This window comes from Alkalihalobacillus sp. AL-G (assembly GCF_030643805.1).
Classification (GTDB): Bacteria; Bacillota; Bacilli; order Bacillales; family Fictibacillaceae; genus Pseudalkalibacillus.
Genome location: NZ_CP094656.1, coordinates 2,256,559 through 2,270,413, shown reverse-complemented (window position 1 = coordinate 2,270,413; position 13,855 = coordinate 2,256,559). Strand labels below are relative to the sequence as shown.

Annotated in this window: 14 protein-coding genes; 7 read left to right on the top strand and 7 right to left on the bottom strand. The window is 38.1% G+C overall.

All coding sequences use genetic code 11. The features are described from left to right. Positions 1-219 precede the first annotated feature (219 nt). On the bottom strand, positions 220-1,080 hold the full coding sequence (locus tag MOJ78_RS11630; RefSeq protein WP_304977509.1) for a pirin family protein: 861 nt from the start codon (positions 1,078-1,080) through the stop codon (positions 220-222). A gap of 449 nt (positions 1,081-1,529) precedes the next feature. Here MOJ78_RS11630 and MOJ78_RS11625 point away from each other — a divergent pair, with 449 nt between their 5' ends. Together MOJ78_RS11625 and MOJ78_RS11620 are read left to right on the top strand one after the other, a co-directional pair. After that, positions 1,530-2,120: a guanylate kinase gene (locus tag MOJ78_RS11625; RefSeq protein WP_304977508.1), complete on the top strand. Its 591-nt coding sequence runs from the start codon at positions 1,530-1,532 to the stop codon at positions 2,118-2,120. A gap of 231 nt (positions 2,121-2,351) precedes the next feature. Continuing rightward, a complete protein-coding gene (locus MOJ78_RS11620) occupies positions 2,352-3,257 on the top strand; it encodes a superoxide dismutase (protein WP_370529712.1) in 906 nt (301 codons plus the stop codon). A 91-nt stretch (positions 3,258-3,348) separates the two neighbouring features. On the opposite strand, the gene MOJ78_RS11615 is transcribed toward MOJ78_RS11620, so the two are convergent. Next, positions 3,349-5,226, bottom strand: coding sequence for a terpene cyclase/mutase family protein (locus MOJ78_RS11615; RefSeq protein ID WP_304977507.1), 1,878 nt, complete (start codon positions 5,224-5,226; stop codon positions 3,349-3,351). A 162-nt stretch (positions 5,227-5,388) separates the two neighbouring features. Here MOJ78_RS11615 and MOJ78_RS11610 point away from each other — a divergent pair, with 162 nt between their 5' ends. The 3 genes from MOJ78_RS11610 (at position 5,389) to MOJ78_RS11605 (ending at position 7,261) form a co-directional block, all read left to right on the top strand. Then, entirely contained in the window at positions 5,389-6,477 is a 1,089-nt protein-coding gene (locus tag MOJ78_RS11610; protein WP_304977506.1) for a DUF2515 family protein, read from the top strand. Next, positions 6,380-6,883: a CBO0543 family protein gene (locus MOJ78_RS20945; RefSeq protein WP_370529711.1), complete on the top strand. Its 504-nt coding sequence runs from the start codon at positions 6,380-6,382 to the stop codon at positions 6,881-6,883. Before MOJ78_RS11610 ends, MOJ78_RS20945 begins: the two co-directional genes overlap by 98 nt. Before the next feature lie 126 nt (positions 6,884-7,009). Beyond that, on the top strand, positions 7,010-7,261 hold the full coding sequence (locus tag MOJ78_RS11605; protein WP_304977505.1) for a phospholipase: 252 nt from the start codon (positions 7,010-7,012) through the stop codon (positions 7,259-7,261). 185 nt (positions 7,262-7,446) lie between these two features. Here the strand turns inward: MOJ78_RS11605 and MOJ78_RS11600 are convergent, their stop codons facing one another. The 4 genes from MOJ78_RS11600 to MOJ78_RS11585 all read right to left on the bottom strand — a co-directional run bounded on the left by MOJ78_RS11600 (position 7,447) and on the right by MOJ78_RS11585 (position 11,566). Continuing rightward, entirely contained in the window at positions 7,447-7,623 is a 177-nt protein-coding gene (locus tag MOJ78_RS11600) for a hypothetical protein (protein WP_304977504.1), read from the bottom strand. Positions 7,624-7,680: 57 nt separating this feature from the next. Then, the gene (locus MOJ78_RS11595; protein WP_304977503.1) at positions 7,681-8,157 is read right to left on the bottom strand and encodes a hypothetical protein; all 477 of its coding nucleotides are present in this window, start codon (positions 8,155-8,157) and stop codon (positions 7,681-7,683) included. 635 nt (positions 8,158-8,792) lie between these two features. Beyond that, positions 8,793-9,830 carry a response regulator gene (locus MOJ78_RS20940; protein WP_370529710.1) on the bottom strand — a complete coding sequence of 346 codons (1,038 nt, stop codon included), beginning with the start codon at positions 9,828-9,830 and terminating at the stop codon, positions 8,793-8,795. Between the two features lie 92 nt (positions 9,831-9,922). Beyond that, positions 9,923-11,566, bottom strand: a complete 1,644-nt coding sequence (locus MOJ78_RS11585; protein ID WP_304977502.1) for a GspE/PulE family protein — start codon at positions 11,564-11,566, stop codon at positions 9,923-9,925. A 536-nt stretch (positions 11,567-12,102) separates the two neighbouring features. Here MOJ78_RS11585 and MOJ78_RS11580 point away from each other — a divergent pair. Both MOJ78_RS11580 and MOJ78_RS11575 read left to right on the top strand, forming a co-directional pair. Further along, positions 12,103-13,149: a YkvI family membrane protein gene (locus tag MOJ78_RS11580; RefSeq protein ID WP_304977501.1), complete on the top strand. Its 1,047-nt coding sequence runs from the start codon at positions 12,103-12,105 to the stop codon at positions 13,147-13,149. 92 nt (positions 13,150-13,241) lie between these two features. Continuing rightward, complete coding sequence (locus tag MOJ78_RS11575; RefSeq protein WP_304977500.1) at positions 13,242-13,550, top strand: protein YxiS; 309 nt, start codon at positions 13,242-13,244, stop codon at positions 13,548-13,550. A gap of 86 nt (positions 13,551-13,636) precedes the next feature. Here MOJ78_RS11575 and MOJ78_RS11570 read toward each other — a convergent pair whose 3' ends face one another. Further along, positions 13,637-13,843 (bottom strand): SHOCT domain-containing protein, encoded by a 207-nt coding sequence (locus tag MOJ78_RS11570; RefSeq protein ID WP_304977499.1) that lies wholly within the window; start codon positions 13,841-13,843, stop codon positions 13,637-13,639. Between the last annotated feature and the right edge of the window lie 12 nt (positions 13,844-13,855).

Genomic DNA, 13,855 nt, shown 5'->3' with positions numbered 1-13,855 from the left:
GTGTTCAAAAAGCGGTACAACAAGACCGGGCTTTTTGAACAACCTCTCTATAAAATTAGTTATCTCTAATTCTAATATGAGAACACAGAAGGTTATAGTGGTAAATATTTGAACGGACCTTATGAATGAAAATCAGAACGATGGAATAGTAAATTTCTGATAATAAGGTCATCATAAAAAAGCCTATCGAAAGTATTTTTCAATAGGCTTTTTTACATCTTAATTTGTTCTTGGCGGACCAAATTTTCCAGATTGATAATCCGTAAAGGCTTCCTGGATTTCTTGTTCGGTATTCATAACGAAGGGACCACGGGCTACAACCGGTTCTCGGATTGGTTCTCCAGCTACGAGTATAGCACGAAGGGGCTGGTCTGCGTGAAACGTTATTTCACTGTCATTCTGTTCCTTCTGGGAACCAAGCCATAGTACCTGTTTTTGTTCTCCCCTTGTTTCGTCTTTACCGAAATAACCGCTCCCCTCAAGTATATAAATGAATCCGTTATAGGTTCCAGGTAGGTCCTGGGTTACGGATTCACCCGCTTGTAATACCACTTCTACATAAGTGACAGGGACATGGTTGAGTGTTTTGGCTTTTATATTTTCTGACGAACCGGAAAAGACCTTGACGGATGCTCCTTGCCCCTGACGTACCGGCATATCTTTTGCTCGTAGATCCTGGTATCGGGGATCTGTCATCTTCTTCTTTCGGGGCAGGTTCACCCAAAGTTGTAAGCTATGCACGGTCTCACCTGGAAGAGGGTCTTCAGAATGGATGATCCCCTTGCCTGCTGTCATCCATTGAACATCACCGGGTTCCAGTACCCCGACTCCGCCGTGATTGTCCTCATGTTTAAGCTTTCCGTCAATCACAAAAGTCACGGTTTCTATTCCTCGATGTGGATGGAAAGGGAACGTACCCTGTTGAAACCAATCTTCCGCCATCATCAAGAAGGGATCAAATTCTTCCCAATTCCCTGGTGGCAAAACCTGTCCGACCTGGATATGAGGTCCCCCTCCTGGTCTTGTTACAACATCCCATACACGACTGACACTGCGCTGTCTAACTGACTTGTCGGCCATTCAATCCGTGCCCTCCTTTAGTATAAACGATTTTATAGATTATTTTTGAAAGTTACTAATTTTATGTAAGCATAATAGTACATCAGACTATATTTGTCAAACCGTCTATACTTTTTGGTCTTAGACAAGTTTTAGTAAAATAAAATAAAACGTAATGAGAGGGGGATTGCTTTGAAGGATATGGAGTGGCAAATGGTGTTATTCGTAGGCTCTTCCCTTGCCCATGACATTTGGATGTATTGGGGATTACCTCGTATCTATTACTGGGATAGTAAACGAGGATATTCGAACAAAAAAAACAATAACAGAGTTCGCATAAAAAAATCCGCATAATGCCAACAAAAAAAGAGGGTTTGGGTACATACATGACCAAGCTCTCCCAGTACAAAGTTTGCTAATTTATGGTATAATTAATTTACTGAAATTTCAAACAAATAAGGAGGTTTTCAATGTATCAAGTAAAAGATAAAGAAAAAATATTCATTTACACTGGACCGGATGGCTCTGGACGAAAAACGCTCGCCAAAATGGTTGCCACAGCGTTTGACATGGAAACTGTTCTTTCTTACACTACACGACCTCCCCGACATTATGAAACAAACGGTGAAGACTATCACTTCGTTACTGAAGAAACCTTCCAAAAAATGCACCAACAACAAGAATTTCTTGAGAGCGTAGATATTGATGGGTATCGCTATGGGATTCGTGAACAGGATATCGTCGGTGCGTTCAAAGATCACAAACTTGTATACTTAACCTTGAACCCTGAAGGTGCTGACAAATTGAAACAAATGTATGGGAAGAATGTGGTTCGTATTTTTATTTACGCCGATCGTGAAACTGTCATCAAGAGACAGCAGGAACGTCAGGATGATGAAGTAGAAATACGGAGGCATATGTCCCATTATGATGAAATTATGGCTCATAAACCAAATTGTGAACATGCGTTCGAAAATTATGATTTGCCACAGGTTTCTTACCAGATTAGTGAATTGATCGAATCATACTTAGATAGAGACTTTATTGTATCAGAATATTAACTGATGAAGGTTTTATTGATGAAGCTGTAAGATAAGAAAAGCAATCTCCCAAATTGTAAAATAAAGCATTAGAAAAGAGTTCATATCTATAGGTGAACTCTTTTCTTTTTTGTGTATTGTAATGGATATTTAGATTTTAAGTCACTGAAAACATATATTTGTAAAACAACTTCCACCTCTAACGATTGATACATAAAGTGAAACAATGAAATTTTTTAAGGAGGTAAAAATGTGAGTGATTATCAATTTTTGCAGAAGCATATGTCTGAAATAGATGATTTCATTGCTTACCTGGTAGCAGATTGGAATAAAGCCAGTGAATCGAGACAACTTACTATGCAACCGGAAATAAATCAATATAGTAATGACTTAGACAGCTTTTTAGATCAACTAGAACGAATAAAAAAGAATGAAGATACGATTGATGCAAAAAGGGCTTATCAGTTGAAGCAAAAAGCTTCTAATCTATATGCACAATGGCATGTCATTAAACAAGATGGTAATAGCCGAGCTGTAGCAATCGGTGGACATGAACTACCACCACTGACCTATCCATATGATGCTCTTGAGCCTTATATTAATAGAAGAATTATGAAACTTCATCATGACAAACACCATAAAAGTTATGTAGAAGGCTTAAATAAGGCTGAAAAGGAAATGGAAAAAGCAAGAAGAAGAAATGACTACGGATTGATTAAACACTGGGAGAGAGAAGCAGCTTTTAATGGAGCAGGCCACTATCTGCACACGATATTCTGGAATATAATGCATCCCCATGGAGGAGGGAAACCAAAAGGAGAACTTTTATCAGAAATTGAACGATGGTTCGGCAGCTTCGAACAATTCAAACAGCATTTTTCCGAAGCAGCCAAACAAGTTGAAGCGGTCGGATGGGCTATCCTCGTGTGGGCACCTAGATCCCACCGGCCCGAAATACTCCAAGCAGAAAAGCATCAAAATTTAAGTCAATGGGATGTGATTCCTCTCCTAGTATTAGATGTATGGGAACATGCCTACTATTTGCAATACGAAAACAACAGAGGAAATTATGTCGATAATTGGTGGAATGTTGTAAATTGGGGTGAAGTTGAAAAGCGATATAATAGTGCGAAAAAAGTAAAGTGGAACCCTTATTAATACGGTAATGCTCCTCATCTCTGGAAACATTACAAAAAATGGCTTGTTAAATCTGCAAGCCATTTTCTTTGAATAAACGCTTTAAGCCATTTTAAAACTTCTCCTTAAAATGGCTTAAAGCAAGTAGCGGCCAAATGTAGCGATAACTATGGTAATGGATATAAAAGCCCCCTGCCATCCCTTGGCCTTTTGGATAGGCAGTCGTCCAGTCCTGTTTATCTCCAGATCGGATTAAATATTCAATTCCACGTCGGATTTCTGGCGTTATCTCATTGGACATCAAAATCATCGCATCAACCGCCCATGCTGTATGTGTTAATGTACTTTCTCCTAACGGCACATACTTTTTGTTTATATCACTCTTACACGACTCTCCCCATCCCCCATCCTCATTTTGGATCATTTTCAACCAGACCATTGCTTTTTTGACAACTGGATCCGCAATTGACTTTCCACACGCCGACATTCCAGCCAAAGCAGCCCATGTACCATATATATAACAGATCCCCCAACGCCCGTACCACGATCCATCTGGTTTCTGGTCATCGATTAACCATTTTAATCCTTTTTTCACGGCTGGGTGCTCGTTGTTTATATGGGTGTAATTTCTGAAAAATTCAAGCGTTCTTCCAGTCAGGTCGGCTGATGAAGGGTCGAGTAATAAATATTCGGCTCCCTGGATCGGTGCAAAGGATAACAACTTGTTATCTACATTCCTTTCGAAGGCTGGCCAGCCCCCGTCATCGTTTTGCATGGATAATGCCCAATTCACTCCCCTATACCAGGCCTGCTGATAAAAGGAATGACTCTTGACTAGATTCCGGATCGATCTCAGGCTCATAGTTGTATCATCGACATCGGGATTGATCGTATTTATATTGGAAAAACCCCAACCGCCTGGTAAGGTATTTGGATTATGAATCGCCCAATCTCCAAACTTGAACTGTTGGCGGGATAATAAATAGTTATTTGCTCTTTGAACAACCTGGCTTGAAAAAGGAACACCAGCATCCTGTAAGGCATGACTTATCAACGAGGTATTCCATACATCGGCCGTCGTGTATTGCATATGGATATGATCATCGATTTGACAAGCCATCGACTTTAACCCTTTTATCGCCTTTGTAATCACGGGGTGATCTTTTGTGTAGCCAATTGATAAAAAGGCGAAGATCATAAGGAATGTTGCACTGAAATAGCTGTATAACGTTCCATCAGCTTCAATATGGTTCAACATATATTGCTTGGACCGCTCCATCGCTATTCCATGTGCATTTTTCGGGTTATTCGTTTGTTTTTGCAGCTGTACTTTCATTGAAGAATAGAAGCTCCTCCATTCTTCACTTTCTTCATAGTTTTCTTGTTGGAAAGCTCCTCGGTTTACAACTAAATCTGAAAGGTCCGGACTTTGCTTGGTTTTCTTTTGATACTTTCGATCATACAGTATTAAAATCGGAGCAAGGTTGGCTCTGCCAAAAACGGAAAAATCATAAAAATTGATCGAATAGGATATAGGAAATAGAATAATTTCTATCGGAAAAGGAAAATTGGATTGCCAGGGCAACTGACCTGTTAAGGACAATAGGATCTTCGTGAACATCCCTGTTTTTTCAATCCCGCCCATAGATAAGATAAACTTTCTTGCAGCTACCATCTCTTTTTCATCTGCTATACGATAACCTGAATAAAGCAATGCATAATAGGCCTCAACCGTCGCAGATAAATTCCCGCTGTCTTCATCATGGAATAATTTCCAGGCACCGTTTTGCTCTTGTTTGCTTAAAATTCGTTTCACTAGTGCTTGTATTAACAATTCATCATTTAATTCTAATGTACGTAATAAAATGATCATATACGCATCTGTTGCAATACCTGTATCAAACGCATAGTCCCATGAACCATCTGAGGTCTGATCTTCCACTAATATAGAAATGATTCGATTGATTTCTGATTCTACAGCTTCTCTCAAACCAGTCAACCCTCCCTGAAACAAATCCATTTAGCTATACATATTCATTTATCCTTCAATCAATTCATGAACAGGAGTGGATCAATTATTCTTGACGTCAAGCGGAAAATAGCGGAAACGAATATTACTCAGACCAACGCCTTGCTACAGCTGAAAAAGGATTTGAAAAATAAACTTGATTCTCCAAAACATCTTAATGAGTCCCATTTAACATCGGATGAGCAAAGGCTGGTCGATACGATCAATAACAAAACAAACACGTTGAATTTAAATAATGTAACCCGGACGCAATCCTACATTGAGTTTTATCTTGATCACCCAGAAATTCAATGGGCGCTCCTCGGTCACTTGGTGTCGAGAAACGGTGGATGGAATATGACTGATTTAAAAGGGGAATATCTTTCGAAGCTACTGTCAGAGAAGGAACAGGATGATTTCTTTATGTTTTTAGAAAGAGGGAATTGGCTGATCTTCCAGGATGTCTATCCGCAATTTTTACTTTATGAAGAAAGTTTAAAGAGTAATCGGCCATTGTTTCACCTCCTCCCCTATCTTCAAGTTTCTGCTTTTATGGAACCAGTATGGAATTATTTTTGGTGCTTTGGTGACCGCTATACTTTGGCGATCGCATTAGTCATAAATGAACAGAGCTATTTGGAGCAGCGAGTCATGAAAAATAAACAATTCAAAAGTAACGTTATTGAATCAATTGAATTCAGCCTTCAGGATTTACTGAGCTTAAATCATATTCTCTTTCCTGTTTTCGCAATGTTTGCGAAAACAAGATTAGTGGGACAATCCCTTCATTATTTCACTTCCCTTCATGAACGGATTTTACTTGGAAAGCGGTTATACTCGGTCCTTTTTGATGATGAAGAACGACTCAGGAATATTCTTAATTGGGCAAAACGAAATCCTCATACGGGTTCTCGAAAAGATTACTGGGTGCATTTATTTAACGATGTAAAAGAAACTTTACCAGGACGACTTTATAATCCGCAAATCAAAGATTGTAAATTAAAGCAAGGAGCCTCTAAGATTTTTAGTCCTCAGCTCCAATATGCATGGCCAAATGTTAAACACTTAAGTGCTTCAACAGAGGATTGGTTTAAGGATTTTAGTGCAGCTGATTACCTTAAAACACAGTATATACATGTGGATGGGGAGATTGAACATGCCTATTGTAAATCACTTGAAACACTTAGTTTTACTGTTTTTACAAAGAAAGCCATTTTCTTCAGGAAACGATAATTCATCTTTCCTATCTTATTTAGTTACGATGGGTTTCGCTTCCTTGTTATGTACATATTTAGAATTGTTTTTTACCGGAAAAGGATTCTATGCATTCCCGAGCCGACCGTTCCCGGGGATTTTTACGATCGATATTCGATTCACCCTTATAGGAATTCCGCTTTTCACCTTCCTTGTCTTGTATTCTATGAATCTGATGACCGGTTTTCTAAGGAGCTGTTTCGTTCTTACAATCGGGTTCATCATGATGATGATCGAAGTCTTATCGGAAAGGATCGGCTTGTTGACTCATAGCTCACAATGGAACCATATTTACTCGTTCTTTGGATATATCATCTTTATATTTCTAATATGGAATCTTTTTCAATGGTATGAATCTCCTCGTCTTAAGAAACCCCATGTCTAGGAAGTAATCAAGCTTAGTAGGTGTCTGTACAATCTGAATCTTTGAAATCAGCATAAATTAATGTATGGACAAAGCTTTTCATGAACTGACTCTTGTTCGTATCTTTTTGACAAGGGAGGTACCGAGATGGGATTTTGTATATTTCCAGGTTATAAATGGTGCGGGCCTGGATGTAGTGGCCCAGGAGCACCGATTAATGCGGTTGATGCAGCTTGTAAAGCACATGATGAGTGTTACGAGAGATATGGACCATGCTGTGAATGTGATCAGGAATTCTTGGAGCGACTACGTCGAGAAATGAATCCCTATTCTGAAGAGGGAAGGAATGCAAGATTGCTTTATAAGTTTATGAAACTGAAAATGTTGTTTACATGTTAATACAAGTGATCGATCATGCGGGGCAGAAGTCATAAATTTCTGTAGATCTAGCCTTCGCTTCTGGGGTGATTCATTTTATATACTATGCCTCTTTCAGTCAAAAAAACCGATTACGTTCCTATGTCCTAGGAAAATAATCGGTTTTTTTGTGCAGCAAGCCGTGGCTGGATATGTACGATGTGTGGTTAGGGATTCATACTTTGTTCGATCGCGCTATCCCAGTTAGGAAAATAATACAATGCATTTTTCATGAGTTCCGGGTTGGATTTCTTCACCAGTTTTTTTCGTAGGGGGTCGCCCTCTTGTTGCGCAAGCTCAGAAATTTGCTGTACAACTTCTTCCACACTCATACTTGCTTCCATTTTTCGTCCTCCTTCATTTTATTCAGTAACATTTTCTCCAATTAATAGGAAAACATACTATTTATTTTCGCTAACACTCACTATGTTTTTTTCCATTTTCAGTTGATAACTATACATGATCAATGAAAAAATGATGAAATTCCAGAAAATTGTTGGCCGTGTAAATTTTTTTAAGCGATAAAAACCAATGCGTTCAACTATAGGAGAAACAACAAAGCTGAAGAAACTATCCATCACTACATTGACAAAAAGATAGCGAAAAAAATGTCCGTAGGTCCACTTTAAAATCCAAATTGACCCAACCATAAATGGACCATATACAAAAGGAATACTCAGTGTCCTTCCTTTGGTCTTGTATCCTTTTATTTTCCACCAATTTCTTCCTCTGGAAACCTCGCTTTCTAATGAAAGCAATAAAGTAATAAAGGATGCTGCAGGAAAAAATCTCCAAAATGTTTTTTTCCCTAACAGTGGAACGGTCATCCATGAAGTAATCAATATTGCTAACCGTATCCATTTAATGTTTTTTTTCATGTTTTACCGTAAATCCCCTTTCCTAACAGAGGATTGCTGTAAACCTTAACGATTCTCATTTCATAAAGGTTCTTAAATCAGGAATCATGCATGGTTTGGCAATCTTTTGTTAACACGTAGTCATAAACTCAAAACTCAGTCTCAAAAATCGGTTAATCATCTATTTTATCCTTTGTTTATCCTTTATTTTTATGTATGATCATTCAGGAAACATGCTTTTGCTGACATTTGAACAACTCGCTTATTTTCTTCTTCAGTCATTCTATTACTCGTATCAAGATGTGTAATCCCGAATCTTGGCCAGTTATTTCAACGGATTAGGGAAAATACTCAGCGAATGCCAAAACAAGTGCATCTCTACATCCAAGCTCACTTATTAAAAAATGGGGTAAATCCTCGATTGTTGGTTGGGGAATGTTAATTTGGAAGTTTTACTTTATATTTGGGAGAGAAAAGATACAGACGTAGTGATGATTGTAGATGCCATGGCCACCAGGCTGTTGAAAGGGTTAACGATATCTTCGAAAATAAAGAAAACAATCAAAGTCAATGATGTGAATAACATGGTAAGCAAAAGAAAAAGCAGGTCACCCCGGGTGGCCTGCTTTTTCTGTCCCTTTTATCGTATGAATCAATTAATTATCTTCTATTTGGTTTTCTAGCCAATTATGTAGTTGACGAAAGCCATCTAGCGATAGTTGAATCCTTTGCTTTTCGTTACCTTCATCATTCATTTCTATTTCGATATTTTTATCATTTTCAGTGTAGGTAAAGGAAAAGTTGTTATTTTTGCCATGAATCTCTTCTTCCCAATTACACGTATAGCTTGTGACGAATTTTATTTTATTTTCTATGATTGAACTCATTGGTTTCTTCCTTTCCTTCGACTCGAATGTTTTCTCCTCTACAGGCAAATGAATCTCTTCTTTATACTGGTCATTATGCTCTTCTGTAGCAAGGGTTTCTTTTTCCTCTATTTTATCTTCAAGAATTTCATCCGTTGGTTCTGAAGTTGGTTGTTGTTCTACTTTCTCTTCAGATTCCGTTCTTTCTGTTTCCTTTTCAATTTCCTCCACAGATTCAGTACGTTCTGCAGCTTCAGTCGTTGCTGCCACTTCATCCGATACATCACTATTGGATCCGGTGTCTGGATTCGAATTATTTTCATCTTCACTATTTCCATCTTGTTCTTCTGAAGCATTGTCTGTATTTGTAGAGGAATTTACTTCAGATTCCGTGGAATCTATTGAAAGCTCGACATCTGTCTCCTCATCTTCGGTATCCTCTGAATCATCAGCAGAAGTCAAGTACGGCTCGGCATATTTACGGATGATGTCATTCATATGATCGGGCTTAAAGGGTTTCATCAGGTATCCCTTCGCACCTGCATCAAGTGATTCAAAGATTAGATCTCGTTGGTTGCTAGCAGAACAAACGAGCATAACGGCATCTGGGTCGATTTTCAGAATTTCCTTGATAGCATCGATCCCATTCATTTCAGGCATAGTCAGATCCATCATTACAATCTGAGGCTTTAGTTCTTTATATAATCTGATTGCTTCTTTACCGTTCGCCGCTTCCCCTACAACCTCATGGCCGTATTGCTTTAAGCAATCTGCTGCCATCTTACGCATAAAATTAGTATCGTCAACAACAAGAAACTTGTGAGACAAAGGAATTCCCCCTCATTTGATTGTGATCCTTTTGTAAAAATAAATCAGAATCCGGTTTGTTAATCTTCTGATCGGGATATTGAATTTTTGTATTAATGGACGACCTTCATAACTTCTTCAACGGTCGTCAATCCTTCCCGTGCTTTCAATAAACCATCATAAAGCATCGTTTTGAATCCATTTTCTTTCAGATGCTGTTCAATGACTTTCATCGGTCGTTTGTTGACAATCATCTCACGCATTTGTTCATTGACGACAAGCACCTCTTGTACGCCGAGGTAACCATGATAGCCAGTGTTGTTACATTGCATGCAACCATCCCCGCGGATCACTGCCATCTTTCCGCTTTTATTTGTTGTAACAAATGATCGGAAGTTCCCTAAAGAACTTTTTTGCTTATTCTTCTGATCATTGCTTTCTACTAATTCGTTTTCCTCGAAAAGTTTTAATTCTTCATCTGAAACAGGTACACTGTGGGCACACCTGTCACATACCCGTCTAATCACTCTTTGTGCGACGATCGCGGAAAGAGATGAGGCGATCAGGTACGGTTCGATATCCATATCGATCAGACGTCTGATCGTTTTTAACGCATTGGTTCCATGGATCGACCCGATGAGATGTCTTCCAGAAAGTGAAACCCTTGTTGCTGCTTCGGCTGTATCTGCATTCGGAATATCACCTAGAACCACAATGTTCGGGTCCTGATTTACAATGGACTGAAGCCCTTTAGCAAAAGTGAAATCACTCTGTTCGTTTGTTTCAACTTGCGTAATTCCCTCGATTCTGCGTTCAACAGGATCCTCTATAGTTATCACTTTTTGATTTTCATCGTTTAAATGGCTTAGAAGTGAATATAATGTGGTTGTTTTTCCACTTAATGCGGGTCCAGTGATTAGAGTGAGACCATTTTGTTTTTCATTTGCTTTTTCAATTTTTTTCAGGTTATCTTCACTAAACCCTAGATCAGAAAGTTTCATTATATCTTCTGATTGATCCATTATCCGGAGAACAACGCTTTCACCTTCTACTGTCGGCAGGGTTGATATGCGAATATCATAGTTCTTGTTATTCACTTGTTTATGTATACGTCCACTTTGCGGTACATTGCGTTCGGAAGTGTTCATACCCGAAAGTGTTTTAATACGTCCAATTACTGATTCTTGTAAATTCTTTGGTATCGTTTTCTGTTCCTGAAGTTCATTTTCGATACGATATTTTACCTCAAGACCGTCTTGTTGGGGGGAAAAATGGATGTCACTTGCATTTTTTTCAAAAGCGAATTCGATGATTTTGGTCAGCTCTTTTACGGACTCCAAAACACCGTAGTTATCAATAATTGCCTTTTCTACTTCAATTCGGGTGGCAATGCATGGCTGTACAATCATACCAGTTGCAACCTGTACAGCTTTGATTGCTTCTTGATTCAATGGATCGATCATTGCTACTTTTATTTTTCCGTTTTTTTGTTCAATCGGAACAATCCCATATCTTCGCGCAATTGATTCCTCAACTAGCTGCACAGTACCCTTATCAAGTACAACCTCATCCATATTAACAACAGGAATACCGAGTTGAAACTCCAGTGCTTCAACTAATTGCCGCTCAGTAATGAGTTTATTTTCAATTAAAATCTCACCGAGCTTCTTATAACTATGAGCCTGTTGTTTAAGTGCTTTTTCGAGTTGCTCTTCTGTAATAAGACCATTCATGACTAAAAGTTCTCCAATACGCATATGGACCTCCTTCTTAGAATCTAAACTCTATTGTATGTATAAATTAACTACACTAGTTTGTCGATCATTCACTTGGCTTAAACAATGCACAATCATTAGGTGGTAAAAAAACAACCTTATTAATATATGATTTGAATTATACCCGATAGATTGTGACGTAAAAATACATCAATTTCTCTAATTTAGTAATTTTTATTTTGAAAAATAATTCGAAAGAACTAGACGCTTGTAGTAAGAAAGATACAGTAATATTTTATGTGAATAATTTTTATTACTTTCGAAATGCTCTTTAAGTAGTATTTAACCTTTACCCCACTATTTGTTTTATTTTCTGAATATACCTTTTTAGTTATATCGGTATGTAATCCTATTTTTTAACTAATTACGACAAAAAAATCAGATTAGTCACTTTTTTCATATTAGACTTTTTGTTTTCTAATTAATTATGTAATGAGATAACTGGTGAACTCCACACTTCTGACAAGCTGTACTTGCACATAAGGATAAGATAGGAGAGTTCGTTAGGGGTGTGTGACATGAAGCAGTGGAGCGGTGCTTTTCAAATTGCGGCTGTCTATGTCGGAACTGTAGTCGGTGCCGGTTTTGCAACAGGAAAGGAAATCGTCGAGTTCTTTTCCAGATTTGGGTTTATTGGATTCATTACGATATTGATGAGCGGATTTTTATTTATCTTTTTAGGTACGAAACTTATGCTACGGGCAATTGACTTGAAGGCAAGTTCTTATGAGGAATTGAATGAGAATTTATTTGGCCGGTGGTTCGCGAAAGGTATGAATATCGTCATGATGCTGATGCTTTTAGGTGTTTGTGCGGTTATGCTATCTGGTTCAGGTGCCGTCTTCGCAGAGCATTTAGGACTCCCGAAATTAGCTGGAGTATTGTTGACGGTCATCTTATCTTTTGTCGTGATGCTGATTGGTGTAAAAGGTTTATATGCGGTTAACTCTTTTGTTGTACCGATCATGATTTCGTTTAATTTGATTTTGATGGTTTATTCGGTAACCGATGCGCATTTTATTAAGTCCTTTTTTACAATTCCATATGTAGATGATGGTTGGAAATCCATCGTCTCCCCTTTTACGTATGCAGCTTTGAACCTTGCATTATCGCAAGCGGTTCTAGTCCCTGTTGCAGCAGAAGTAAATGATAAAAAAATAGTCCGATTGGGTGGTATTTTAGGTGGAGCATTACTTACACTCATACTTATTTCAAGTCACCTGACTCTTATCATGCTTCCAAATGTTGCGCTATACGAAATTCCAATGGCAGTTGTTATGAAAGGTTTGGTTACGGGAATTTATTGGATTTATGTAATCATCATTTATGGAGAAATATTCACATCAGTCATCGGAAATATCTATGGCTTGGAAAAACAAATAAGTAAATACATCAATGTGAAAAGTGTTTGGATTTATTCAGGAATCATTCTGATTATTTTTTCATTAAGTAAAATTGAGTACGGGGTTTTATTATCGCTTTTATATCCATTGTTCGGTTATTTAAGCTTAGCGTTCATTTTTTTGTTATGGTTCAAGCCGTTTGATAAACAACAAATCAAGTAGACCTTCGATAAATACAGTTTGTTGTGAATCCCCTCCATTTTTCGATATAATAATCCGTAAAGCAGTAGAAAGCTAGAAGGGAATTTTCACATATGAATCCAAAAGAGATGGAAGAACAAATCATTCGAAACTACCAACAGGATGAGCAAATGATGATTCTCGTTTTTGCCCAGTGGTGTATCAATCATGACCTCGATCCAGTTCAATTATATGAAAGGGCTTATCCGGAACAAGTAACGAATCCTGCATTAAAACAAGCGATTGAATTAACGGTGTCAAAAGAGGAGTCTGGAGAGATTCCTGATGATACGTTACTTGGTGTGTTATCCCTTTTTGGAAATGAGGACCTTGCCTTTATCGTTACAGAGGAAATGGAAAAGCTGAAGCGTAATAAGAAGTAGAGTTCAGTTCTTATGAATAGGAGAAGGGATTGAGGCAAGTTTAGACCTGCCTGCCCCCTTCTTTTTTTGATGTGCATTTATAAAAACTAGTTGCTGAGTATTGCTTTGATTTTCTCATATTCATCCGTGTCAATTTCTCCGGATGCGAGCCGATTCTCCAAGATTGATAGAGCATTATGAGAGTCCCGATTAGATTTTCCGTATTTGCGTCTGTGCATCATGATATTTGAAATCAACAACCCTACAAGCAGTATAAAGAAAATGAACCCAATTGGATGAAATCCCCAATGCATAACAAACAACTC

What these genes read in the sequence shown, in the direction of transcription:
- MOJ78_RS11595 (WP_304977503.1), bottom strand. Translation starts at nt 8,157, where the DNA reads ATGAAAAAAAACATTAAATGGATACGGTTAGCAATATTGATTACTTCA.
- MOJ78_RS11585 (WP_304977502.1), bottom strand. Translation starts at nt 11,566, where the DNA reads ATGCGTATTGGAGAACTTTTAGTCATGAATGGTCTTATTACAGAAGAG.
- MOJ78_RS11630 (WP_304977509.1), bottom strand. Translation starts at nt 1,080, where the DNA reads ATGGCCGACAAGTCAGTTAGACAGCGCAGTGTCAGTCGTGTATGGGAT.
- MOJ78_RS11605 (WP_304977505.1), top strand. Translation starts at nt 7,010, where the DNA reads ATGGGATTTTGTATATTTCCAGGTTATAAATGGTGCGGGCCTGGATGT.
- MOJ78_RS11575 (WP_304977500.1), top strand. Translation starts at nt 13,242, where the DNA reads ATGAATCCAAAAGAGATGGAAGAACAAATCATTCGAAACTACCAACAG.
- MOJ78_RS11625 (WP_304977508.1), top strand. Translation starts at nt 1,530, where the DNA reads ATGTATCAAGTAAAAGATAAAGAAAAAATATTCATTTACACTGGACCG.
- MOJ78_RS20945 (WP_370529711.1), top strand. Translation starts at nt 6,380, where the DNA reads ATGTGGATGGGGAGATTGAACATGCCTATTGTAAATCACTTGAAACAC.
- MOJ78_RS11570 (WP_304977499.1), bottom strand. Translation starts at nt 13,843, where the DNA reads ATGCATTGGGGATTTCATCCAATTGGGTTCATTTTCTTTATACTGCTT.
- MOJ78_RS11600 (WP_304977504.1), bottom strand. Translation starts at nt 7,623, where the DNA reads ATGGAAGCAAGTATGAGTGTGGAAGAAGTTGTACAGCAAATTTCTGAG.
- MOJ78_RS11580 (WP_304977501.1), top strand. Translation starts at nt 12,103, where the DNA reads ATGAAGCAGTGGAGCGGTGCTTTTCAAATTGCGGCTGTCTATGTCGGA.